The organism is Bradyrhizobium iriomotense (assembly GCF_030160715.1).
GTDB classification, from domain to species: Bacteria; Pseudomonadota; Alphaproteobacteria; order Rhizobiales; family Xanthobacteraceae; genus Bradyrhizobium; species Bradyrhizobium iriomotense.
Window position 1 is genome coordinate 83,826 of record NZ_BSOW01000018.1, and the last position, 22,973, is coordinate 106,798.

Here is a 22,973-nt window from a genome sequence, read left to right on the forward strand (position 1 = left end):
TGCAACTGGTTAAAGAGATGTTGCCGCCGCCAGCACGTCCTCGGCGTGGCCATCGACCCGGACATTGCGCCAGATTCGCGCCACCTTACCGTCGGCGCCGACCAGCACCGTGGTGCGAAGAATCCCGAGGAAGCTCCTGCCATACATCGATTTTTCGCCCCAAGCGCCGTAGGCTTCGAGCATCTCGTGCTGCTCATCCGAGATCAGGGGGACGGCCAGCTTGTGCTTGTCGCGGAACCTCTCTTGGGCCTTCGGCGGGTCGGCCGAGATGCCGAGCACGCTCGTGCCGGCAGTAGCGAAGGCGTCCTTGAGCCGCGTGAAATCGATCGCCTCCCGGGTGCAGCCCGGCGTATCGGCGCGTGGGTAGAAGAACAGGACCAGCTTCTTGCCGGCATAGTCGGCCAGCCTGGCCACGCCGCCGCCGTCGCGCGGCAGGCTGAAGGCGGGAGCCTTCTGGCCTTCCGACAAGGCACCCTTGGCGGCTTTCGCGGGGGCAACTGCCGATTCGGAAGATTTTAACCGTTTCGATGTGGCCTTGTGCGATGCTGCCACGGTTGAAGTTTTGGATGATTTGCGTGTTGCGGCCCGCTGCGTCGTTGCGGGCTTGGTTGTCGCTTTAGTCCGCGTTTGCGTCCGTTTTTTCCTGGGGGTTGGGCTGCCGGAGGCCGCTTTGGACGATTTCTTTCGCGTTTCCTTGGACATACGCCTTCCTTTCGACGCTTTCGGCGGGTCAACCAAAGCGGTATTGCAGCTCTCGTCCGGCGTGCCGGAATCGCGCCCTCGGCTGGGCAAGTCTGACGACGCCGGAGTATGGTTACAAGGAATTCCAAGCACCACCCCACTGCTCGTTGAACGCGCTCTCGGGGCGAAATGACGAACAGCAGGCATATCAAGGGAATGGCGGCAATGCCGGCACAGGGACATTTGGTCCCCGTGGACGGCTGCGGCCCCGGCCGCGCTCAATCCAGGGATGGGCGCCTGTATCGAGAGGCAATGGCAAGGAATACGTCGCCCCAAGATCACGACCATGATCACAACGGGGACCTCTACAACCGGGACCTCGATCGGCGCGCCGGAGTGCAGGACTCTCCGGAATGGGATGACGCCGATTGGGATCCGGACCAGGAGGCGGCGGGCCACCGGGCACGCCGGTTGTTGTCGCGTTCCAATTCCGGCTTCCATCGCCTGGGTGACGGCTTCGGCGCATTCGGGCGCTGGCTTGCGGCCGATCGCTGGGTCAAACGGCTCGCCCTCGTCACGGGCACCCTCGTCGTCATCTTCATCTGTTGCTTCGCCACGCTATGGTGGCGGCTTGGCGCTGGTCCCATCAATCTCGACATGGCAACGCCATGGCTCGCAGCTGCGATCGAGGACAATATCGGCCACGGCAACACCGTCGAGGTCGGCGGCACCCAGATCGAGCGCGCCGGGCGGATCCGCATCGCCGTGCGCATCCGCGACATCATCGTCCGCGACCGCGATCACGCCATCGTCGCAAGCGCGCCGAAGGCCGAAGTGCGGCTGTCGGGCATGGCGCTTCTGATGGGCCGGCTGCGCGCCGAGAGCCTCAATCTCGTCGATGCCGAGCTCGCGATCCGGATCGCGCCTGACGGCACCGTCACGGTGTCGGCCGGTGACACCGCAAAACCGCTCGCCACCGGCGTCGCGTCGAAGAAGGAGGCGGGCCTGCCGCCGACCTTCCCGCGTCCGGGATCGGCGACGCCCCCCGCGACGACCGCTCCCGCCGCACCGTCCGGCCAGGACGCGGCCGCAGCGTCGTCGGCAGGCGGCAGCACGCAGAGCGGACTGCTCGCCGGGCTCGACTGGCTCGACAGCCTGAGCATGACCGGGCTCGACGGCCAGAACCTCAACGAGATTGGTCTGAAGAACGGCAATCTGATTGTCGACGACCAGCAGCGCGGCAGCAAGTGGAGCTTCGAGAACATCAGCCTCAGCCTGCGCCGGCCGCACGGTGGCGGCGTTGCGCTCAGCTTCGGTGAGGAGGGCGCGCGGCCATGGTCGCTCCGCGCAACGATCGGCGCGGCCGAAAACGGCGTGCGCTCGGTCGATATCCGGGCCGACAAGGTCTCGACCTCGAACATCCTGCTGGCGTTGCGGTTGAAGGACCTGACCTACAATGCGGACCTGCCGCTGACCGGCGAGCTCAAGGGTGAGCTCGGCCGTGACGGCCTGCCGACCTATTTCCGCGGCAAGCTTGTCGTCGGCGCGGGCAACATCATCGACACCGATACGCCGGACTATCCGATGGCGATCGATTCGGCCGAGCTCAACCTCGAATGGGACGCCGGACGTCGGGTGCTGGTGGCGCCGTTCAAGATCATCTCCGGCGCCAACCGGATCACGCTGCTCGCGCATCTCGAGCCGCCCAATGGCACCACCAACGACTGGCAGCTCGGGTTCAGCGGCGGATCGATCCTGCTCGGCGGCATCGACAATGAGCCGCCGCTGGTCTTCAACCGCATCGCCATTGGTTTCCGTTTCGACACCGACCACAAGCGCGTCGTGCTGTCCCAGGCCGACATCAGCAATGGCGAGATCGGCGTCGCCGGCACCGGCGCCGTCGACTATTCCGGCGAGCCGCGGCTGATGCTCGGCTTTGCGGGCACGCCGATGTCGGCTTCCGCGCTCAAGCGGATGTGGCCGACGCTGATCGTGCCGGAGCTGCGCGAATGGGTGATCGAGCGGATCGAGCGTGGCACGCTCCAGCGCATCGAGGTCGGCGTCAACTCGCCGACACGCAATCTCCCGCGCAAGGGCCCGCCGATCCCCGATGACGGCCTGTCGGTCAACATCGTTGCCAGCGGTGTGACGGTTCACCCGGTGGACGGCATGCCTTCGGTCCACGACGCCGACCTCAAAGCGCGCATCACCGGTCGCACCGCGACGGTGACGATCGGGCAGGGCATTGCCGATACGCCGGCGGGGCGCAAGATCACCTTTTCGGACTTCACCTTCGAGGTGCCGGACATGGCGATAAAGCCATCGCCGTCGCGCAGCAGATTCCGCGTCGACGGACCGGTGCCCGCAGCTGCCGAAATTCTTGCCAATGATCGCCTGAGCGATCTGTCCGCAACCTTCGTCGATCCGAACACCAGCAAGGGCACGTTCTCGGCGAACATCACGCTTGGCGCGCCGGTCAAAGGCGGGCTGACCAAGGGCGACACCACCTACGCCGTCACCGCCGATCTCAACGGCTTTGCCGCCGACAAGCTGGTGATGAACCAGAAGCTCGAGGCCAACAACCTCAAGATCGTCGCCAACAATCAGGGCTACCAGGTCAAAGGCGACGTCAAGATCAACGGGCAGGCGGCCTCGGTCGATTACCGTAAGCCGGCCGAAGGCGATGCCGACGTCAAATTGCAGACGACGCTCGACGATGCGAGCCGCGCCCGTCTCGGCTTCGACTTGGGCCCCGCCGTCAGCGGTTCGCTGCCGGTCAAGGTCTCCGGCAAGATCGCCAGCGGGCCCGAGCAGACCACGCGCCTCGGCATCGAGGCCGACCTGACCTCCCTCAAGCTCGACAACATCCTGCCTGGCTGGGTGAAGCTGCCGGGCAAGTCGGGCAAGGCCAGCTTCAAGGTGGTGCCTTCAGCGCAATCGACGCGACTCGAGGACATCGTCGTCGAAGGCGCGGGCGTCTCGATCAAGGGCTCGCTCGAGGTCGATCAGAACGGCGACCTCATGAATGCGAACTTCCCGACCTATTCGCCGTCCGACGGCGACAAGGCCTCGCTGAGGGTCGAGCGCGGTCCTGACGGCGTGGTGAGGGGTACCGTGCGCGGTGACGTGTTCGACGGCCGCGGCTTCCTGAAGTCGGCGATATCAGGCAATTCCGGCAAGGACGACAACAAGAGCAAGCTGAAGAACGTCGACTTCGATATCGACGTCAAGCTAGGTGCGGTCGCCGGCTTCAATGGCGAGGCGATGCGCAGTGTCGATGCCAAGATGTCGCGGCGGAGCGGCGCCGTCAAAGCTTTCACGCTGAACGGCAAGATCGGCCAGAACACGCCGGTGACGGCGGATTTGCGTGGCGGACGTGCCCAGGGCGGCCGCGAGGTGATCTACCTCCAGACCAACGATGCCGGCGCGTTCCTGCGCTTCTCCGACACCACCAACAAGGTGTTCGGCGGCCAGATGGTGGTGGCGATGGAGCCGCCGACGTCGGAGCCGACGACGCGGGAAGGTCTCATCAACGTGCGCGACTTCACGGTCAAGGGAATGGATCAGCTCGATCGCGTCGCGGCCGGCGCCCCCAACGGCAACCAGAGCGGCGTGTCCTTCACCGCGCTGCGCGCTGAGTTCACCCGGCAGAACGGCGCGCTCACGATCCGCGACGGTGTCGTCAAGGGACCGATGATCGGCGCCACGATCGAGGGCTCGATCGACTATCCGGGCAATCAGGTGTGCATGAGCGGCACCTTCGTGCCGGTCTACGGGGTGAATAACATTTTTGGCCAGATCCCGTTGTTCGGCATCTTCCTCGGCGGCGGCGACAAGGAGGGACTGATCGGCGTGACCTATGAGGTCGTCGGCACACCCGCCGCGCCCGTGATGCGCGTCAATCCGATTTCGGCGATGGCGCCGGGCTTGTTCCGCAAGATCTTCGAGTTCAACACCGGCAAGCAGAACACGCCGTTCGACGAACTGCCGACACAGTCGGGCGACACGGGATCATCGCGACCGCTCTCAAACGGTTGCAATGTGGCGCGGCGATAGCGCGAGACCGCGAGGTGCTGCGCGTGCCTGCTTGATCCTTTAGACCGTGGAGAGAATTAGCCCTAGGCCTTCGGCAATTATGCCTGCCTGGGTAAGCCCGCAATGAACCGCTACGTTCACCGCATCATCATGGCCATGCTGCTGGCCGCGGCACTGGCCCTTATCTGGAATGTGCTCGGCGGGCGATGAAGCGGCACCGGCGCGTTCGCCGGTGCCAATTCGCGTTCGTTCAGGAGATCTTAGCGCCGCGCGAAGGCGCCGCTCGGCTCCTCGCCTTCCTTGCGCACCAGCGCATCGACGCTGATCGGGCCGCCACCGGCCGCGGAGATGTAGAGACAGGCGAAGCAGAACAGGATCGCCGCGGTGCCGCCGTTGAGCAGCGGCAGGAACACCGGCGAGCCGCTCTTGAACATGTGGCCGAGGAAATAGGCGAAGGCCATTTCACCCGACAGGACGAACGCCGAGATCCGCGTGAACAGGCCGATCATCAGCGCGGCACCGAGCACGAGTTCGAGCGCGCCGGCCGCATAAATCAGCGGCGGGATGTCGGCGAAGTAGGGGACCGCCGGAAACTTGAAGATCTTGGCGATGCCGTACTGAAGCAGCAGCAGGCCGGTGACGAAGCGAAACAGGCTCAGCAGAGCCGGTTGAAAGCGAGACAGTGAATTCATGATTTGCGCCCTTCCATCCAATTCCCATGCGACTTGAATCGCATCCGGTTCCACCCTGCAAGCCAGGGACCATCAATTTGCGCTGACATTTTCGTCATGAGAGACAAAACACCGCAAGCGGGACTTTGAGCCTGCGGCTTTACACATTTTCTTGGCGGAACGCACGCGTCCGCCGTCCGTAGTTTTGCGGTGATGCGAAGGGGGTCAGGTTACTTCGGATATACCTAGCGCCGCAAGGCGGGCACAACCAGAAAGGGAATCATCCCGAGCACGACGCTCGCAAGTGCGAAGGCGAGCAGCGGATTGTAGCTCTGGGTTGCGTCGTGGATCAGGCCGCCGCTCCAGGAGCCGACAGCCGAGCCGAGGCCGCTGCCGATCGAGATGCTGCCGTAGATCGTGCCGACGCGCTTGCCGCGGAAGATCTTCATCGCAGTGGCAGAGATCAGCGGCCCCCGCGAGCCGATCATGCTGCCGAAGCAGACGACGAAGCCGGTAAGCAGCATGGTGTTGGGATGAAACTGCAACAGCCACAGCAGGAAGATGCCGAGGATCGAGATCGCGTAGCTCAGCAGCACCGAAGGCCTGCGGCCGATCAGGCCGTCGAGCGCGGAGACCCCTAACATGCCGATCACCAGCGCAACGCCGGAGAATCCCCAGGCGGTCGCAGCCTGCAAGGGCGGGAATCCGGCATCGATCAGATAGGCGACGATCTGGGCCGCGATGGAATACATGCCGACGGCGGTGAAGAAGAAGGTCGAGAACAGCGCCCAGAATGCGTGATGGCGCATGGCGCGCAAGAGCGTCCAGCCTTCGTCGACGAAACCGGGATCGGTCCTCTTGACGACATGCGGCGAGCCCGAGGCGAACATCCGCCACGGCAGCACCAGCAGGGGAAGCAGAAGGCCGAGTGCTACGAAGCCGAATATCTCGTAGGTGCCGCGCCAGCCGACATGGTCGATCAGGATTTGCGAGATCGGCAGCAGCGCGAGCACGCCGCCACCCATCGCCGAATAGACCACCGACATTGCGGTCGGCAGGCGCGAGCCGAACCAGCGGCCGAGCAGGATCGAGTTCGGCACGATGCCGATGAAGGCGATGCCTACGCCGACGCAGACGCCGATCGAGAGCTGGAACTGCCACAGATGTTGCGCGTGAGCTGCAATCAGGAAGGCGGCGCCGAGCAGGAGCAGCCCGAGTGCATAGACGCTGCGCGGTCCGGAATGATCGAACAGCCGTCCGACGAAGGGCGCGGTGAGACCGCTTGCCAGCCACGTCAGCGAATAGACCGAGACGATCTGCGCGCGATCCCAGCCAAAGCCTTCCGAGATCGGCTTCAGGAACACCGTAAAGCTGTCGCCGAGCCCGCGCCCAAGCACGGACAGTGTGAAGCACAGCGCGAGCACGACGAGGGCCACGCGCACCGGCGCGCCCGACTGTGCCGCGGCGTCTCGCTGGGCGTTCCCTTTGGGCGTGTTCTGATCCATTGCCGGTCAGGGAGCGCGCTTCCGCGCGCCCTGGCAAGCAGTGAAAAGTTCATACGCCTATGCAGGCTTGAGGAGGACGTGCTTCTTCTTGCCGAGCGACAGCTTGATCACGCCCTCCGGCGTGAGATGGGCCGGCGTCAGCGTCATCTTTTCGTCGGTGACGGATTCGTCATTGACCTTGAGGCCGCCGCCCTTGATCTGACGCCGCGCTTCGCCGTTGGAGGCGACGAGGCCTGCCTTGACGAAGGCGTTGAGCACGCCCAGTCCTGCCTCCAGCTCGCCACGCGGAATTTCGATCGTCGGAAGGCTCTCGGCCAGCGCGCCTTCCTCGAACGTTCGCCGCGCGGTCTCGGCCGCTTGGTTCGCCGCGTCGCGGCCGTGCAGCAGCGCGGTCGCCTCCGTCGCGAGCACCTTCTTGGCCTCGTTGATCTCCGAGCCCTGGAGCGGCTCGAGCTTCCTGATCTCACCCATCGGCAGCGTCGTGAACAGCTTTAGGAACTTGCCGACGTCGGCGTCCTCGGTGTTGCGCCAGTACTGCCAGAAATCGTAAGGGCTGAACTGGTCCGCGTTGAGCCACACCGCGCCTTGCGCGGTCTTGCCCATCTTGGCGCCGGAGGCGGTCGTGAGCAGCGGCGTCGTCAGCGCGAACAGCTGCGGCGTGCCCATGCGGCGGCCGAGGTCGACGCCCATGATGATGTTGCCCCACTGGTCGGAGCCGCCCATCTGCAAGCGGCAGCCGGCGCGCTGCGAGAGCTGCACGAAGTCGTAGGCCTGGCAGACCATGTAGTTGAACTCGATGAAGCTCATCTCCTGCTCGCGCTCGAGGCGCAGCCGCACGGAGTCCATGGTCAGCATGCGGTTGACCGAGAAATGCTTGCCGACGTCGCGCAGCATCTCGATCCAGTTGAGCTTGGTCAGCCACTCCGCATTGTCGAGCATGACGGCATCGCTCGCACCGTCGCCGTAGCGCAGCACCTTTGCGAACACGCCGCGGATCGAGGCCTTGTTGGCCTCGATCTCGGCGATCGTGCGCATGGCGCGCGTCTCGTCCTTGCCGGAGGGATCGCCGACCATGGTGGTGCCGCCGCCCATCAGCGTGATCGGCTTGTTGCCGGACTGCTGGAGCCAGTGCAGCATCATCATGGTCAGGAAGTTGCCGATATGCAGCGACGGCGCGGTGCAATCGTAGCCGACATAGGCCGTCGCCTCGCCCTTGGCGGCGAGCGCGTCCAGCCCCTCGAAATCGGAACACTGGTGGATGAAACCCCGTTCCTGCAAAATATTGAGGAAATCCGATTTAAATGCGCTCATCTGTCGTCGGCTCTGATCATTCTTATTTTACGGTAATTGCGGCCAGTTGCGGAACCCGGAAGGAACGGACTGCCGCGGAACGGCGCGCTGTGGCATTATAAGATGTGCTTGTTTGATACAAGCCGGGCGTCGGGGTAGGGAGACGTCGAGGCTTACTGGGATGATGTTGACCGCACTCGGTCTGATGAGCGGGACCTCGCTTGATGGGGTGGACGTTGCACTGATCGAAACGGATGGAAAGCAGATCAAGGCGTTCGGGCCCTCCGGCTACCGGCCTTACAGCAATGCCGAGCGCAGCCTGCTGCGCCGGGCGCTCACCGAGGCTGTCCATTTGCCGCGGCGCGATGCCCGGCCGGGGGCTCTGGCCGAGGCCGAGCGTGCGGTGACGCTGGCCCATGCCGAGGCGGTCGCCGCCTTCACGGCTCAGAACCGGATGAAGCCGGAGGAGATCGACATCGTCGGCTTCCACGGCCAGACCGTGCTGCATCGCCCCGAGCGGCGGCTGACCGTGCAGATCGGCGACGCCGCGGCGCTCGCAAAAGCGATCCATATTCCCGTGATGCATGATTTCCGCGCCGCCGACGTCGAGGCCGGCGGGCAGGGCGCGCCCTTCGTGCCGGTCTACCACCGTGCGCTGGCGCAATCGCTGGAGCGCGAGGGGCCGATCGTCGTAGTCAATATCGGCGGTGTCGCCAACATCACCTATATCGACGGCAATGACACGCTGATCGCCTGCGATACCGGCCCCGGCAACGCGCTGCTCGACGACTTCATGTACCGGACCATGAACCAGGCGTTCGACACCGAGGGCAAGTTCGCCGCGCTCGGCAAGGCCGATGAGGCCTGGGTCGCGCGCGCGCTGGAGCTGCCATTCTTTCGGCTGCCTCCGCCGAAATCACTCGACCGCAACGATTTCGCGGCGTTGAAGCTTGGCGACGTGCAGCCGGCCGATGGGGCTGCAACGCTCACCGCGTTCACCGCGGCGGCGATCGCCCGCATCATCCCGTTGTTGCCGAGGCGGCCACGGAGCTGGATCATTTGCGGCGGCGGCGCGCGCAACCTCACCATGCTGCGCATGCTGCGGGAGCAGGTGGGCTCGGCAACCGTGCAAGCTGCTGAGACGCTCGGCTGGGCTTCCGACGCGATCGAGGCGCAGGCTTTCGGCTTCCTGGCAGCGCGCGCCCTGAAGGGCCTGCCGCTGTCCTACCCGGCCACCACAGGGGTGCCGATGCCGATGACGGGTGGAGTGATCGCAAGGCCTTAGATCACGGACGGTTGATGCATATGCATCGATCTTGACGCATTAATGCAAATGCATCTATATTAATGCAGTCGCATCTAATCGTCAGGATCTCCGTCATGGCCGCAGCCCTCAAACTGATCAGCCACAAGCTTTGTCCTTATGTGCAGCGCGCGGTGATCGCGCTGATCGAGAAGGGCGTGCCGTTCGAGCGGGTGGACATCGATCTCGCCAACAAGCCGGACTGGTTCCTGAAGATATCGCCGCTCGGCAAGGTGCCCGTGCTGGTGGTCGCGACCGAACAGGGCGAGGTCGCGCTGTTCGAGAGCAACGTGATCTGCGAGTACATCGAGGAGACGCAAGGAGGCGGCAAGCTGCATCCGGCTGACGCGCTCAAGCGTGCGGAGCATCGCGCCTGGATGGAGTTCGGCTCCGCGATCCTCGGCGATCTCTGGGGGCTGGAGACCACGACCGATCCGGCGACGTTCGAAAGCAAGCGGCAGGCGCTGTCGGCCAAGTTCGCTCGCGTCGAGGCAGCGCTAGGCACGGGTCCGTTCTTCGCCGGCGAACACTTCAACCTGGTGGACGCCGTGTTCGCGCCGATCTTCCGCTATTTCGACGTGTTCGATGAGCTGGCCGAACTCGGTATCTTCAAGGCCTTGCCGAAGGTCCGCGCCTGGCGCGCAGAGCTTGCCCGACGTCCGAGCGTTCGCACGGCGGTCGGCGCGGATTATCCGCAATTGCTGCGCTCGTTCCTGGTGCGGCACGACGCGCATCTGTTGAAACTCGCCGCGTAACGCGTGCTTGAGCCGTCACAGTTCCGCGGCCATCTTCGCCAGTGTCGCGATGGTGTTCATGTTGCGCGCGGTGCCGGTCTTGGCGGCGGAGATGACGAGCTTCGACGTCCCCATGCCGTCGCCATAGTGGACGTAGATCTCGCGGCGGCCGAGACGGACTTCCTCGTTCTTTTGGCCGCGGATGCCGGCGAGCGCATCCGCCGGCGGGGCCTTGTCGAGGAAGATCGCGACGGTACGGTTGGGCGCGGCCTTCGGGAAGGGATTATCGGCCGCAACCTGCGCCATCTCTTCTGCGCTGCGCAGGAGCACGCCGACCGGCGCGCCGGCATAGGCGTGCAGGCGCTTCTCCAGAGCGGCCTTGATTGCGGCCTCGGACTTGCGGCTGGTGAACACCACATTGCCGCTGGCGATATAGGTGGCTACGGCCGCAAAGCCGAGTTCCTCGCATATCGCCTTGAGCTCGCTCATCGGCAGCTTGCCGGTGCCGCCGACATTTACGGCACGGAGCAGGGCGACGAACGAGCCCATGAGCAACCTTTAGCGTGATGCCTTTAGCGCACGTTGGCGAGCCGCATGTCGAGATAGGCGGTGATGGTCTCCATCAACGGCTCGAGCTTGCCGTCGAAGAAGTGGTTGGCGCCGGGGATGACCTGCTGGTCGATCACGATGCCCTTCTGCGTCTTCAGCTTCTCGACCAGCGTGTTGACGTCCTTCGGTGGCACCACCGCATCCTTCTCGCCATGCACGATCAGGCCCGAGGACGGGCAGGGCGCGAGGAAGGAGAAGTCATAGAGGTTCGCGGGCGGGGCGATCGAGATGAAGCCTTCGACCTCGGGGCGGCGCATCAGAAGCTGCATGCCGATCCAGGCGCCGAAGGAGAAGCCGGCAACCCAGCAGGCGCGCGCTTCGGGATTGATGGTCTGCGCCCAGTCGAGCGCTGCGGCGGCATCGGACAACTCGCCGGTGCCGTGGTCGAACGAGCCCTGGCTGCGGCCGACGCCACGGAAGTTGAAGCGCAGCACGGAGAAGCCGCGATGCGCGAAGGCGTAGTAGCACTGGTACACGATCTGATGGTTCATCGTGCCGTGAAACTGCGGATGCGGATGCAGGATCATCGCGATCGGCGCGTTCTTCTGCTTGGCCGGATGGTAGCGGCCTTCGAGACGGCCTGCGGGGCCGGCGAAAATGACTTCAGGCATGATGATCTCTTGATTGATTCCCTTGAGACGATCCTCAGCAATCAACCGTTGGTGGCGGCTTCACCGGCTGCAGCCGATGAAAGCGCGAATGGGAGTGGAAGGGCGCCCTCGGATGATGCGCGAGTGGCGCACGGTGACTTGACGCGCGCGTTCTAACATAGGCTGAGGGTCAAAAAGCAAGCTTCTTCAACATCTCGCAATGCGCTCAAGAGCTTAGCTGATCATCGCGGCGTCATGAGCGCCCCGCCTCACGCGGCGGTGTCGCCGCCATGATCGCGCAAATCCGCGACGAAAACCGGCGTTGCGGTCAGCTTCCTCGGTTAAGTAATTGGAATAACGTCGATTTATCGATTGTCGGATAGCCCCGGAGCGATTCACATAGGCGCCGTGCGACCTCCGAGCGAGGCAACCGCCGGCCGGTAGCGTCGGCTGCCCTGGAGTGTTTGCCCGTTGTCGAAGGTGAGTTCGAAATCCCCTGAGGGTTTCAGGTCCACCCCGCTCACCCGATCGAGATTGGCAAGCTTCGTCCGATGAACGCGAACGATGGCGAAGCGCGAAAGCTCGCTTTCGGCCATCGCGAGCGTACCCCGGATCAGGTGCTGACTGCCGTCGGTAAGGCTGTACTCGATGTAGTTGCCGGCGGAGGCGACCCAGATAATGTCGCGCGGCGCGAGGCGAACACGGCTGGTGCCGTCCCGCAGCCAGATCAGATCGGGGACAGGCGGCTGGCGCGGGTCGGCAGCTTTGGCAGCCAATGCGGCCCTTTTCAGCTCGCGCCGGCTCTCGAACAGCCAGATCGTTCCCCCGATCAGGAGGGCAGCCACGACATCCTTGCGAAACTCGTAGGAGATCGTCGCAAACGAGAGGTGGAAATCGTAGGCGCCTCCGGCGAGCCAGAGCACGAACTTCCTGATCCAGACCATGCCGGTGATGTGGAGGGTCGAGAAGCCGAGCAGCGCGAGCGCTGCGATCCCCAACCGGACGACGAGCCCCGAGCTCCGGTGCATGCGCCGGACGGCGAGCACAAGGAGCGGGACGGTCAGCAGGACGACGGCGATGCTCGACATCTCCCAGAACAGCCGCCGGCCGACATCATAACTGTCGCCGCGCCAGGCGGCATCCTGCGCGCCGGAGAGCGCATTCACGATTCCGATCGCGAACGCGACGGCTGCGATCGCGCCGAACATCGTCCAGTCGCCGGTGCTGATCCCAAAAAGCCCACCGCTCGTCCCAGGACGCGACCCCTCATCCCGCGTGTTGCGGTCCTGGTCCCAAACCGGCTCGACGCGCTCTGCTCGTGGGGCATTTTCGGTGTCAGCCATGGCCAAAGAACCGTGCTTGGCGTGCCGTCAAGGAGCAGAAAACCATGTCAACACCGCAGCGACTCTCGACCTCGGAACGGCGCATCGATCTGGACTGGGTCCGGATTAGCGCCTTCGGGCTTCTGATCTTCTACCACGTCGGCATGCTCTACGTGTCCTGGGGATTTCACATCAAGAGCACGCACAGGCTGACCTGGCTCGAGCCGCTTATGCTGGTCCTCAATCCCTGGCGGTTGTCGCTGTTGTTCCTGGTCTCGGGTGTCGCCACCCGTTTCATGCTGGGGAAATATCGGCTCGGCGCATTCGTCGGCGCACGGTCGGCGCGGCTCCTGATCCCCCTGATCTTCGGCATGCTGGTGATCGTGCCGCCGCAGTCCTACCTCCAGATCGTCGAGAGCCTCGGCTATCCCGAGGGCTTCGTCGACTTCTACGTCCATCACTATCTCGCCTTCGGTGCGCAGTTCTGTCCAAATCCCTGCATCGTCCAGCCGACCTGGAACCATCTCTGGTTCGTGGTTTATCTGTGGGTCTACACGATCGCGCTGGCCGCCGTGCTCTGGCTGCGGCCGGCCCTGGCCGATTGGCTCGGTGCGAAGCTGGCTATTGTGCTCACTGGGCCCGGGCTCCTGATCCTGCCGTGTCTGCTCTTCGCGGCCTGGCGCCTGTTCCTGTTCCCCGCCTTTCCCTCCACACACGCACTGTTTGGCGACTGGTACAACCACGCGGACTATGCGACGGCGTTCCTGATCGGCTTCCTGCTGGCGAAGCAGCGTAGCGTCTGGTCCGAGATCGAGCGCCAGCGCTGGGCCGCGCTGGCACTCGCAGCCGCTTGCTTCCTCATCTTCATGCTGCTGTTCGCAGGCCTGCTCGCGCCGTCGCCGCTGCTGAGGAGGTGCGCGAGCATCGCCTATGGTTGCTATCAATGGCTCGCAATGGCTGCAGTGCTCGGCTTTGCACGCCGCTACGTCACCGCCGACGGACCTGTGCGGCGCTACCTCGCGGACGCAATCTTCCCGTACTACATCGTGCATCAGACCGCGATCATCGTGATCGCGCATGGATTGCGTGACAGCGGCCTGCCGGCCGGGATCGAGGCCCCCATCGTCATCGTCGGCACCGCGCTCACATGTGTGGTCACCTATGAAATCGTGCGACGCATCGCCTGGCTGAGGCCGCTGTTCGGATTGCGGACGCCGTCCCGCCGTCCGGCCGGGATGGCGCAGCAGCAGCCAGCCTGATGTGGCAGGCGGTTCCGATTGGCGCGATGGCAAAAGGTGCTAAGAGGGCGGCATGCCGATCCGCGTCTATCTCGACTGGAATGCGACCACGCCGCTGCGTCCCGAGGCGCGAGCGGCGATGGTCGCCGCCTATGATCTCGTCGGCAATCCGTCCTCGGTCCACGCCGAGGGGCGGGAGGCGCGGCGGCTGCTCGAGGCGGCGCGTGCCGCGCTGGCGGGTGCGGTTGGTGGCCTGCCGCGGAACGTCGTCTTCACCTCGTCGGGAACCGAGGCCAACGCGCTGGCGCTGTCGCCGGGTCTCAAGGGGCCGTCTGGTGGGCCGGTGGCGCGGCTTCTGGTGTCCGCCGTCGAGCACGCCTCCGTGCTGGCAGGTGGGAGGTTTTCGGCCGACGCCGTCAGCCAGATCCGGGTGACGAGGTCGGGCGCCGTCGATCTCGACCACCTCAAGGCGCTGCTCGGTTCCGGGCCGCCGGCGCTGGTGTCGATCATGGCCGCCAACAATGAGACCGGCGCGCTTCAGCCGATAGCGGAGGCAGCCCGGATCGCCCACGAAGCAGGCGGGCTCCTCCACGTCGACGCGATCCAGGCGTTTGGCAAGATGCCTTTTGATATCAAGGAGGTAGGCGTTGATCTTGCCACCCTCTCTGCACACAAGATCGGCGGCCCCAAGGGTATCGGCGCGCTTGTGGCTGCCGAGGGCGTGACGGGGCTCGAACCGGTGCTGCGTGGTGGCGGGCAGGAACTCGGCCGCCGTGCAGGAACCGAGAATGTTGCCGGCATTGCCGGCTTCGGCGCGGCGGTGTCGGCGGCCGTTCAGGCTCTGGCGGAGGATGCGGAGCGCGTCCGAAGCCTCCGGAATCGCTTGGAAAACGGGCTGCGCGCCGTGCCGGGCACGACGATTTTCTCGCAAGAAGCTGGGCGGTTACCGAATACCACCCTGTTTACGGCGCCGGGGTTGAAGGCCGAAACCGCCGTAATCGGCTTCGATCTCGAGGGCATCGCTGTGTCCTCAGGTTCGGCCTGTTCGTCGGGGAAAGTACAGCCGTCCCACGTGCTCTCGGCCATGGGATTCGACCCCAAAACCGCCCAGGGAGCGGTGCGCCTCAGTCTGGGCTGGTCCACGCAGGAGGCGGACATCAATCGCACCCTTGAGGCTTGGCGAAAGCTCGGTAATAACCTACTTAAGGGATAAGCGACGAAACACGGCTTGAACGGTTCTAAGCACGTGCTTTCCGCACAGAAACATCGTAATAGTCGTTCGAGTTTGATCCACCGCGGTCCTTGAAACCGCGAGCGGAGGATGGAATGCCAGCCGTACAAGAGACGGTCGAGCGCGTGAAGCGCATCGACGTCGACCAGTATCGTTATGGGTTTGAGACCCTGATCGACTCCGAGAAGGCCCCGAAGGGTCTGTCGGAAGACATCGTAAAATTCATCTCCGGGAAGAAGAACGAGCCCGCCTGGATGCTCCAGTGGCGGCTCGAGGCCTATCGCCGTTGGCTGACCATGACCGAGCCGGCCTGGGCGCGCGTCGAGTATCCCAAGATCGACTTCCAGGACATCTATTATTACGCGGCGCCGAAGCCGAAGAAGTCGGTCTCCTCGCTCGATGAGATCGATCCGGAGATTCTGAAGACCTACGAGAAGCTCGGCATTCCCTTGCGGGAAGTCGCGATGCTCGAAGGCGTCGAGCCCAAGCCCGGCGAGGAAGATCCGGCCCGGCGCAAGATCGCGGTCGACGCGGTCTTCGACTCGGTGTCCGTTGCGACCACCTTCAAGGCCGAGCTGAAGAAGGCCGGCGTGATCTTCATGCCGATCTCGGAAGCGATCCGCGAGCATCCCGAGCTGGTGCAGAAATATCTCGGCTCCGTCGTGCCGACATCAGACAATTTCTACGCGACGCTGAACTCGGCGGTGTTCTCCGACGGCTCGTTCGTCTACGTGCCGCCGGGCGTGCGCTGCCCGATGGAGCTGTCGACCTACTTCCGCATCAACGAGCGCAACACCGGCCAGTTCGAGCGCACGCTGATCATCGCCGACAAGGGCTCCTACGTCTCCTATCTCGAAGGCTGCACCGCTCCGCAGCGCGACGAGAACCAGCTCCACGCCGCCGTGGTCGAGCTCGTCGCGCTCGATGACGCCGAGATCAAATATTCGACGGTGCAGAACTGGTATCCGGGCAACTCCGAGGGCAAGGGCGGCATCTACAATTTCGTCACCAAGCGTGGCGACTGCCGCGGCAACAATTCCAAGATCTCCTGGACCCAGGTCGAGACCGGCTCGGCCATCACCTGGAAATATCCGAGCTGCATCCTGCGCGGCGACAATTCGAGCGGCGAGTTCTACTCGATCGCGATCTCGAACGGTTTCCAGCAGGTCGATAGCGGCACCAAGATGATCCATCTCGGCAAGAACACGTCGAGCCGGATCATTTCCAAGGGCATCGCCGCCGGCAAGTCGCAGAACACGTATCGCGGTCTCGTCACCGCGCATCGCAAGGCGACCGGCGCGCGCAACTTCACCGCCTGCGATTCGCTGCTCATCGGCGACAAATGCGGCGCGCACACCGTGCCTTACATCGAGGCAAAGAACTCCTCGGCGACTTTCGAGCACGAGGCGACGACCTCAAAAATCTCCGAGGACGTGCTGTTCTACTGCATCCAGCGCGGACTGAGCCAAGAGGAAGCCGTCGGCCTCGTCGTCAACGGCTTCGTGAAGGACGTGCTCCAGCAGCTCCCGATGGAGTTCGCGGTGGAAGCGCAGAAGCTGATCTCGATCTCGCTTGAAGGGTCGGTCGGTTAACCCCGGCCTCATCCTGAGGAGGCCGCGTAAGCGGCCGTCTCGAAGGATGGAGATCGGAAAGATTGTTGGCCTCATCCTTCGAGACGCGCCTGGCGGTGCTCCTCAGGACGAGGGGATAGATGGAACAAAATAATGGCTTTGCTTGAAGTGAAAGACCTGAAGGTTCGTGTAGAGGAGCGTGAGATCCTCCATGGGCTGACGCTGACCGTGAACGAAGGCGAGGTGCACGCGATCATGGGGCCGAACGGCTCCGGCAAGTCGACGCTCTCTCACGTCATCGCCGGCAAGCCCGGCTATGAAGTGACCGACGGCCAGATCCTGTTCAAGGGCGAGGATCTCCTGGAGATGGACCCGGAAGAGCGTGCCGCCAAGGGCGTGTTCCTGGCGTTCCAATATCCGGTCGAGATTCCCGGCGTCGCCACCATGAACTTCCTGCGCACGGCGCTGAACGCGCAGCGCAAGGCGCGCGGCGAGGATGAGTATTCGACGCCGGATTTCCTGAGGAAGGTCCGCGAGGTCTCGAAATCGCTGAACATCCCGCAGGACATGCTCAAGCGCGGCGTCAATGTTGGCTTCTCCGGCGGCGAGAAGAAGCGCAACGAGGTGCTCCAGATGGCGCTGTTCGAGCCGAGCCTGTGCATCCTCGACGAGATGGATTCCGGCCTCGACATCGACGCGCTGCGGATTGCCGCCGACGGCGTCAACGCGCTGCGCTCGCCCAAGCGCGCGATGGTGGTGATCACCCACTATCAGCGCCTCCTGAACTACATCGTGCCGGATTTCGTGCACGTGATGTCACGCGGCCGCGTCGTGAAGAGCGGCGACAAGCAACTGGCGCTGGAGCTGGAGGAGTCCGGCTACGCCCAGTTCGAGGACGCGGCGTAAGGGATTTTGCGATGAACGTTGCTTTGGTCAAGACCGGGGACGGCCGCGCGGTGAGCGATCTCTTCACCAGCGCCGAAGGCCGACTGCCCGGTTCGCCCGCGGTGGCAGCAGTGCGCCGCCAGGCCTTCGAGACCTATGAGCGTCTCGGCCTGCCGCACCGCCGGATCGAGGAATGGAAATACACTGACCTGCGCGCCCTCGTCGGCGAGGTGCTGCCGCTCGCGGCCGCCCCCGGCGCCGCAGCGCTGTCTCGCGCGGCCGAAGCCGTAAAGGCGCATGCCTTCGCCGGCGCCGGCAAGCTGGTGCTGGTCGATGGCGTGTTCGCGGCCGATCTCTCCGACGTGAAGGCGCTCGCATCCGAGATCGGCTTCACGACACTGCGCGAAACGCTGGAGAAGCAGTCCGGTGACCTGCTCGCGACGGCCTCGACGGACGCGATGATCTCGCTGAACGCGGCAATGGCGACCGACGGCGTTGTGGTGTCGATCGCGGACGGCGCGCAGCTTTCCGCTCCCATCCAGATCATCCATGTCGCGACCGCAGCGTCTGCATCCGCCTTCACCCGCTCGCAGTTGCGGATCGGGAAGGGTGTCCGCGCCACCATCATCGAGAGCTTTGTCGCGGCTGGTGCTGCGGCCTACCAGGTCAACGACGCCGTGCTTGTCACGATCGGCGATAACGCCGATGTCGCGCATATCCGCCTGATGGACGATGCGCCTGATGCCGTGAACATCACCTCCGAGATCGTGACGGTCGGCGCCAACACCAAGCTGAACTTCTTCAACATGACGACGGGCGGCGCAGTGAGCCGCCTCCAGGGCTTCATTACCCTGGCAGGCGAGGGCAGCGAGCTCGCGGTCAACGGCGTGAACCTTTTGAAGAAGACCGAGCATGGCGATACGACGCTGGTCGTCGACCATGCTCTGCCCCATTGCACAAGCCGCGAGATCTTCCGCGCCGTGATCGATGATCGCGCGCATTCGGTGTTCCAGGGTCGCATCATCGTCCGTCCCGACGCGCAGAAGACCGACGGCAAGATGATGACGCGGGCGTTGCTGCTTTCGGACGAGGCCGAGGCCGACAACAAGCCGGAGCTCGAGATCTTTGCCGACGACGTCTCCTGCGGCCACGGCGCCACCGCCGGCGCGCTGGACGACAGCCTCCTGTTCTATCTGCGCGCCCGCGGCTTGCCCGAGAAGGACGCCCAGGCGCTGCTGATCCAGGCTTTCGTCGGCGAGGCGATCGAGCAGATCGCCGATGATGATTTGCGTGAGCACGTGATCGGCATTGCCGAGCGTTGGCTGGAGCGGCGGTCATGAGCACGCATCCGGCGGTCCTGAACGGTTCTTATGACGTCGCGCGGGTGCGCCAGGATTTTCCGGCGCTGGCGATGCAGGTCTACGGCAAGCCGCTGGTCTATCTCGACAACGCGGCCTCGGCGCAGAAGCCGCGGTCCGTGCTCGACCGCATGACGCAGGCCTATACGAGCGAATATGCCAATGTGCATCGCGGCCTGCACTACCTCGCCAATGCCGCGACCGAAGCTTACGAGGGCGGCCGCGCCAAGGCGGCGCAGTTCATCAACGCCCCGCGACCTGAGGAAGTGATCTTCACCCGCAACGCGACCGAGGCGATCAACCTCGTCGCCTCGTCCTGGGGTGAGCCCAACATCAAAGAGGGCGACGAGATCGTCATCTCGATCATGGAGCACCACTCCAATATCGTGCCCTGGCATTTCCTCAGGGAACGCCATGGCGCGGTGATCAAATGGGCGCCGGTCGACGATGAGGGCAATTTCCTGATCGACGAGTTCGAGAAGCTTTTGACGTCGAAGACCAAGCTGGTCGCGATCACGCAGATGTCGAACGCGCTCGGCACCATCGTGCCGGTCAAGGACGTCGTGAAAATCGCGCACGCCCGCGGCATTCCCGTGCTGGTCGACGGCAGCCAGGGCGCCGTGCATCTGCCGGTCGACGTGCAGGACATCGGCTGCGACTTCTACGTCTTCACCGGCCACAAGGTGTACGGGCCGACCGGCATCGGCGTGCTCTGGGCCAAATACGACCATCTGGTCGCGATGCGTCCCTACAATGGCGGCGGCGAGATGATCCGCGAGGTCTCTCGCGATATCGTCACCTATGGCGATCCCCCGCACAAGTTCGAGGCGGGCACGCCCGCGATCGTCGAGGCGGTCGGACTTGGCGCGGCCATCGACTATGTCAACTCGATCGGCAAGGAGCGCATTGCCGCGCACGAGCATGATCTCCTCACCTATGCCCAGGACCGCCTGCGCGAGATCAACTCACTGCGGCTGATCGGCACGGCGCGCGGCAAGGGCCCGGTGATCTCCTTCGAGCTGAAGGGCGCGCACGCCCATGACGTCGCCACCGTGATCGACCGCCAGGGCATCGCGGTGCGCGCCGGCACCCACTGCGTGATGCCGCTTTTAGAGCGGTTCAACGTGACCGCGACGTGCCGGGCATCCTTCGGCATGTATAATACAAGGGACGAAGTCGACCATCTGGCACAGGCGCTTTTGAAGGCGCGGGATTTGTTCGCATGAGTGACACGGCCGAAATCAAAGCCAATCCGATGGAAACGCATTCGGCGCTGCCGCCGGAGGAGACCGAGCGTCTGACGCGCGAGATCATCGCAGGGCTCAAGACCGTGTTCGATCCGGAGATCCCGGCCGACATCTACGAGCTCGGCCTGATCTACAAGGTCGAGATCAAGGACGACCGCTCCGTCGACGTCCAGATGACGCTGACGACGCCGAACTGCCCGGCCGCCGGCGAGCTGCCGACCATGGTAGAGAACGCGGTTGCCAGCGTCCCCGGCGTCGGCGTGGTTGACGTCAAGGTCGTCTGGGAGCCGGCCTGGTCACCGGAACGCATGAGCGACGAGGCCCGCCTCGTGCTCAACATGTGGTGACACCACATCTGGCATTGAATTCGCTCCGCAACGGACCACATGACTGACATGACCCAAATATCGTCAGGCTCGACACCAGCATCCTCTCCGAAGCCGCGGCGCCCGCGCCCGCAGGTGATGCGGCTGACGGATGCTGCCGCGCAGCGCATTACCGAGCTGACGCAGCGTGCGGACTCGGAGATCGTCGGCCTGCGGGTCGGTGTGAAGAACGGCGGCTGCGCCGGCCAGTCCTACACCGTCGAATACGCCCACGAGATCCGCCCGACCGACGAGGTCGTGGAGGACAAGGGCGTCAAGATCCTGGTCGACCCCAAGGCCGTGCTGTTCCTGCTCGGCACCGAGATGGACTACAAGGCCGACAAGATGCAGGCCCAGTTCGTCTTCAACAACCCCAACCAGATCTCCGCCTGCGGCTGCGGCGAGTCGGTCGAGCTGCGACCGGCGAAGGTCGAGGGGTAACGCCTTCCCAACACTCTCGTGTCCCGGACGCGCTGCAGCGCCCTTGCGCTGCTGTGCAGAGCCGGGACCCACGCTATGATCGCCAGCGCAAGACGGCTAGGCCCCGGCTCAGCAGCGCATCGTTTTACGCTGCGCTGCGTCCGGGGCACGAGAGGTGCGCATGGACCGCGAATTCCTGATCGACCTGTTCGCCGATTTCGGCCCCGTCACCATCCGCCGCATGTTTTCCGGCTACGGCATCTCCGCCGACGGCACCAATTTCGCGTTGGCCCTGCGCGCCGGGCTGTTCTTCCGCGCCGATGACGTGACGATCCCGAGCTATGAGGCCGAGGGCTCGGGGCCCTTCCAGTACCAGACCCGTGCCAAGACGGTGACGGTGAGTTCCTACTGGCAATTGCCGGCGCGCCTGTTCGACGATTCAGAGGAGCTTGCCGAGTGGGCGAGGGCCGCGCTCGCCGCCGCCCAGCGCGCCAAGGTGAAGAAGCGGCCGAAGGCGAAGAAGAAGGCTGCAAAGCCTGCGAAGAAGGCGCAGGTGAAAGAGCCAGCCAAGAAGGCCGCTCGTCGTAAGCGCACCAAGCGGAAGGCGTAGTCTCTCAGGTCTGTCATTCCGGAGCGCGCCTCTTGGCGCGAGCCCGGAATGACGACGGTGAATGTGGCCTCAAGCCACCTGGCCGCGCCTCTCGACGCTGTATTCCGGATCGGCCTCGCAGATCACGCGGTTGCGGCCGCTGCGCTTGGCGGCGTAGAGACAGGCGTCTGCACGCTCGATCAGGGAGTCCGTGTCGTCGGTCGGCTTCAGCATGGAGACGCCGACCGAGATCGTGACGCGGCCCAGGATCTCGCCGGTCGATTTCTTCTTCAGTTCCTTCGCCATCACCGCGCGGCGGATGTGGTCGGCGACCGTGAGCGCCTGGCGCAGCGCGGTGTTGGGCAGCACCACCGCGAACTCCTCGCCACCGTAGCGCGCGGTGATGTCCTGGCCCTTGATGGTCTGCTTCAGCGACAGGCCGACGAGCCGCAGCACCTGGTCGCCGGTGAGGTGGCCGTAGGAATCGTTGAACGACTTGAAGTGGTCGATGTCGAACAGCAGCAGCGACAGCGGCTCGCCGCTTGCGAGCGCGTTCTGCACGGCCATGCCGATCATGCGGTCGAAATATTTGCGGTTGCCGAGGCCGGTGAGGGGATCGGTGAGGCTCTCGGCGCGAATCGCCTCGAGGCTCTGCTGGAGATTGCTGATCTCGTTCGTGGACAAGGTCAGCCGGTCCTCCAGCGCCTTGTTGGTCTCGCGCATGTCGCGCGTCGCACGGAGCAGCGTCTCCACGATCGCCTTGATCTGGTCGCGGTTCTCGGCCGTCGACAGCCTTTCGGTGGCGGCCGACAGGCTCGCGTCATAGGAGGCGGACATGCTGAGCGCTTCGGTCAGCACCTTCATCACGTCGTCGATCTCGCCGATGACGCGCGCGCCGACCTTGTCGATGCGGTCGGTGGTCTTGATGTGGGAGAGGTAGGTCTCGTAAATCTGTTCGAGATCGGCTTCGGTCAGCTTGCCGTTGCGTGCCAGCGTCTCGTTGATGATCTTGTTCAGCGGGGCGTTGTAGCCGGTGGCGTAGACGTACCAGATCTCGTAGTTGCGGGGAATTGCGGTCTGCCTCAGCGATCGGATCTGACCGAGAGCCACCTCGGCGAACGCCATCGTGCGTTCGTGTTCGTCGAGTACCTTGACCACAGAACATCCCCAAAGCAGCCGGTGCGCCGCCGACTACAGCAATGCTTAAATTATGGCGTGAAGCTAAAGGACGATTCTGAACGGCCGGTAAACGGCCGTTCCCAGAGCAAGATCCGAATCCAAAGGGCCGTTCGCGCAAAGCGTGCAGCGGTTTTCCGTCGCGACAAACGC

At 64.3% G+C, this 22,973-nt stretch carries 20 protein-coding genes; 12 read left to right on the forward strand and 8 right to left on the reverse strand.

Translation table 11 applies throughout. The annotated features are described in order from the left end of the window. Positions 1 to 9 precede the first annotated feature (9 nt). A complete protein-coding gene (locus tag QQL28_RS25025) occupies positions 10 to 702 on the reverse strand; it encodes a peroxiredoxin (protein WP_284269569.1) in 693 nt (230 codons plus the stop codon). 195 nt (positions 703 to 897) lie between these two features. Here QQL28_RS25025 and QQL28_RS25030 point away from each other — a divergent pair, with 195 nt between their 5' ends. After that, on the forward strand, positions 898 to 4,737 hold the full coding sequence (locus QQL28_RS25030) for a YhdP family protein (RefSeq protein ID WP_431309640.1): 3,840 nt from the start codon (positions 898 to 900) through the stop codon (positions 4,735 to 4,737). 239 nt (positions 4,738 to 4,976) lie between these two features. Here the strand turns inward: QQL28_RS25030 and QQL28_RS25035 are convergent, their stop codons facing one another. From QQL28_RS25035 to tyrS, 3 genes are all read right to left on the reverse strand, one after another. Then, positions 4,977 to 5,408, reverse strand: a complete 432-nt coding sequence (locus tag QQL28_RS25035; protein WP_284269573.1) for a DoxX family protein — start codon at positions 5,406 to 5,408, stop codon at positions 4,977 to 4,979. Between the two features lie 224 nt (positions 5,409 to 5,632). Beyond that, entirely contained in the window at positions 5,633 to 6,892 is a 1,260-nt protein-coding gene (locus tag QQL28_RS25040) for an MFS transporter (RefSeq protein WP_284269575.1), read from the reverse strand. Between the two features lie 57 nt (positions 6,893 to 6,949). Then, complete coding sequence (gene tyrS, locus QQL28_RS25045) at positions 6,950 to 8,203, reverse strand: tyrosine--tRNA ligase (protein WP_284269577.1); 1,254 nt, start codon at positions 8,201 to 8,203, stop codon at positions 6,950 to 6,952. Positions 8,204 to 8,363: 160 nt separating this feature from the next. Here tyrS and QQL28_RS25050 point away from each other — a divergent pair, with 160 nt between their 5' ends. Both QQL28_RS25050 and QQL28_RS25055 read left to right on the forward strand, forming a co-directional pair. Next, positions 8,364 to 9,467, forward strand: coding sequence for an anhydro-N-acetylmuramic acid kinase (locus tag QQL28_RS25050; protein WP_284269578.1), 1,104 nt, complete (start codon positions 8,364 to 8,366; stop codon positions 9,465 to 9,467). A gap of 95 nt (positions 9,468 to 9,562) precedes the next feature. Continuing rightward, positions 9,563 to 10,240, forward strand: a complete 678-nt coding sequence (locus QQL28_RS25055; RefSeq protein ID WP_284269584.1) for a glutathione S-transferase family protein — start codon at positions 9,563 to 9,565, stop codon at positions 10,238 to 10,240. Positions 10,241 to 10,255: 15 nt separating this feature from the next. Here the strand turns inward: QQL28_RS25055 and QQL28_RS25060 are convergent, their stop codons facing one another. From QQL28_RS25060 to QQL28_RS25070, 3 genes are all read right to left on the reverse strand, one after another. Further along, on the reverse strand, positions 10,256 to 10,768 hold the full coding sequence (locus QQL28_RS25060) for a DUF1697 domain-containing protein (protein ID WP_284269587.1): 513 nt from the start codon (positions 10,766 to 10,768) through the stop codon (positions 10,256 to 10,258). A 23-nt stretch (positions 10,769 to 10,791) separates the two neighbouring features. After that, complete coding sequence (locus QQL28_RS25065; protein WP_027524593.1) at positions 10,792 to 11,439, reverse strand: alpha/beta hydrolase; 648 nt, start codon at positions 11,437 to 11,439, stop codon at positions 10,792 to 10,794. 374 nt (positions 11,440 to 11,813) lie between these two features. After that, positions 11,814 to 12,761 (reverse strand): LytTR family DNA-binding domain-containing protein, encoded by a 948-nt coding sequence (locus QQL28_RS25070; RefSeq protein ID WP_284269595.1) that lies wholly within the window; start codon positions 12,759 to 12,761, stop codon positions 11,814 to 11,816. A 44-nt stretch (positions 12,762 to 12,805) separates the two neighbouring features. Here QQL28_RS25070 and QQL28_RS25075 point away from each other — a divergent pair, with 44 nt between their 5' ends. From QQL28_RS25075 to QQL28_RS25115, 9 genes are all read left to right on the forward strand, one after another. After that, positions 12,806 to 13,999, forward strand: coding sequence for an acyltransferase family protein (locus tag QQL28_RS25075; RefSeq protein ID WP_284269597.1), 1,194 nt, complete (start codon positions 12,806 to 12,808; stop codon positions 13,997 to 13,999). A 52-nt stretch (positions 14,000 to 14,051) separates the two neighbouring features. Beyond that, on the forward strand, positions 14,052 to 15,191 hold the full coding sequence (locus QQL28_RS25080; protein WP_284269599.1) for a cysteine desulfurase family protein: 1,140 nt from the start codon (positions 14,052 to 14,054) through the stop codon (positions 15,189 to 15,191). Between the two features lie 113 nt (positions 15,192 to 15,304). Further along, a complete protein-coding gene (gene sufB, locus QQL28_RS25085; protein WP_284269602.1) occupies positions 15,305 to 16,801 on the forward strand; it encodes a Fe-S cluster assembly protein SufB in 1,497 nt (498 codons plus the stop codon). A gap of 132 nt (positions 16,802 to 16,933) precedes the next feature. Then, positions 16,934 to 17,686: a Fe-S cluster assembly ATPase SufC gene (sufC, locus tag QQL28_RS25090; protein WP_284269604.1), complete on the forward strand. Its 753-nt coding sequence runs from the start codon at positions 16,934 to 16,936 to the stop codon at positions 17,684 to 17,686. A gap of 11 nt (positions 17,687 to 17,697) precedes the next feature. Beyond that, positions 17,698 to 19,005 (forward strand): Fe-S cluster assembly protein SufD, encoded by a 1,308-nt coding sequence (gene sufD, locus QQL28_RS25095; protein WP_284269606.1) that lies wholly within the window; start codon positions 17,698 to 17,700, stop codon positions 19,003 to 19,005. Further along, the gene (locus tag QQL28_RS25100) at positions 19,002 to 20,249 is read left to right on the forward strand and encodes a cysteine desulfurase (RefSeq protein ID WP_284269608.1); all 1,248 of its coding nucleotides are present in this window, start codon (positions 19,002 to 19,004) and stop codon (positions 20,247 to 20,249) included. The genes sufD and QQL28_RS25100 overlap by 4 nt, the downstream gene beginning before the upstream one ends. Further along, positions 20,246 to 20,617 carry an SUF system Fe-S cluster assembly protein gene (locus QQL28_RS25105; RefSeq protein WP_188108363.1) on the forward strand — a complete coding sequence of 124 codons (372 nt, stop codon included), beginning with the start codon at positions 20,246 to 20,248 and terminating at the stop codon, positions 20,615 to 20,617. Before QQL28_RS25100 ends, QQL28_RS25105 begins: the two co-directional genes overlap by 4 nt. A 48-nt stretch (positions 20,618 to 20,665) precedes the next feature. Next, positions 20,666 to 21,076, forward strand: a complete 411-nt coding sequence (locus QQL28_RS25110; protein ID WP_284269775.1) for a HesB/IscA family protein — start codon at positions 20,666 to 20,668, stop codon at positions 21,074 to 21,076. A 160-nt stretch (positions 21,077 to 21,236) separates the two neighbouring features. Then, on the forward strand, positions 21,237 to 21,665 hold the full coding sequence (locus tag QQL28_RS25115) for a TfoX/Sxy family protein (protein ID WP_284269612.1): 429 nt from the start codon (positions 21,237 to 21,239) through the stop codon (positions 21,663 to 21,665). Positions 21,666 to 21,734: 69 nt separating this feature from the next. On the opposite strand, the gene QQL28_RS25120 is transcribed toward QQL28_RS25115, so the two are convergent. Then, on the reverse strand, positions 21,735 to 22,802 hold the full coding sequence (locus QQL28_RS25120) for a GGDEF domain-containing protein (RefSeq protein WP_284269614.1): 1,068 nt from the start codon (positions 22,800 to 22,802) through the stop codon (positions 21,735 to 21,737). Between the last annotated feature and the right edge of the window lie 171 nt (positions 22,803 to 22,973).

Coding starts and splice junctions, on each gene's coding strand:
- QQL28_RS25025 (WP_284269569.1), bottom strand. CDS start 702: ATGTCCAAGGAAACGCGAAAGAAATCGTCCAAAGCGGCCTCCGGCAGC.
- QQL28_RS25055 (WP_284269584.1), top strand. CDS start 9,563: ATGGCCGCAGCCCTCAAACTGATCAGCCACAAGCTTTGTCCTTATGTG.
- QQL28_RS25050 (WP_284269578.1), top strand. CDS start 8,364: ATGATGTTGACCGCACTCGGTCTGATGAGCGGGACCTCGCTTGATGGG.
- QQL28_RS25030 (WP_431309640.1), top strand. CDS start 898: ATGGCGGCAATGCCGGCACAGGGACATTTGGTCCCCGTGGACGGCTGC.
- QQL28_RS25080 (WP_284269599.1), top strand. CDS start 14,052: ATGCCGATCCGCGTCTATCTCGACTGGAATGCGACCACGCCGCTGCGT.
- QQL28_RS25040 (WP_284269575.1), bottom strand. CDS start 6,892: ATGGATCAGAACACGCCCAAAGGGAACGCCCAGCGAGACGCCGCGGCA.
- QQL28_RS25075 (WP_284269597.1), top strand. CDS start 12,806: ATGTCAACACCGCAGCGACTCTCGACCTCGGAACGGCGCATCGATCTG.
- sufD (WP_284269606.1), top strand. CDS start 17,698: ATGAACGTTGCTTTGGTCAAGACCGGGGACGGCCGCGCGGTGAGCGAT.
- QQL28_RS25115 (WP_284269612.1), top strand. CDS start 21,237: ATGGACCGCGAATTCCTGATCGACCTGTTCGCCGATTTCGGCCCCGTC.
- QQL28_RS25060 (WP_284269587.1), bottom strand. CDS start 10,768: ATGGGCTCGTTCGTCGCCCTGCTCCGTGCCGTAAATGTCGGCGGCACC.
- QQL28_RS25105 (WP_188108363.1), top strand. CDS start 20,246: ATGAGTGACACGGCCGAAATCAAAGCCAATCCGATGGAAACGCATTCG.
- tyrS (WP_284269577.1), bottom strand. CDS start 8,203: ATGAGCGCATTTAAATCGGATTTCCTCAATATTTTGCAGGAACGGGGT.
- QQL28_RS25110 (WP_284269775.1), top strand. CDS start 20,666: ATGACCCAAATATCGTCAGGCTCGACACCAGCATCCTCTCCGAAGCCG.
- QQL28_RS25065 (WP_027524593.1), bottom strand. CDS start 11,439: ATGCCTGAAGTCATTTTCGCCGGCCCCGCAGGCCGTCTCGAAGGCCGC.
- QQL28_RS25035 (WP_284269573.1), bottom strand. CDS start 5,408: ATGAATTCACTGTCTCGCTTTCAACCGGCTCTGCTGAGCCTGTTTCGC.
- QQL28_RS25070 (WP_284269595.1), bottom strand. CDS start 12,761: ATGGCTGACACCGAAAATGCCCCACGAGCAGAGCGCGTCGAGCCGGTT.
- QQL28_RS25100 (WP_284269608.1), top strand. CDS start 19,002: ATGAGCACGCATCCGGCGGTCCTGAACGGTTCTTATGACGTCGCGCGG.
- sufC (WP_284269604.1), top strand. CDS start 16,934: ATGGCTTTGCTTGAAGTGAAAGACCTGAAGGTTCGTGTAGAGGAGCGT.
- sufB (WP_284269602.1), top strand. CDS start 15,305: ATGCCAGCCGTACAAGAGACGGTCGAGCGCGTGAAGCGCATCGACGTC.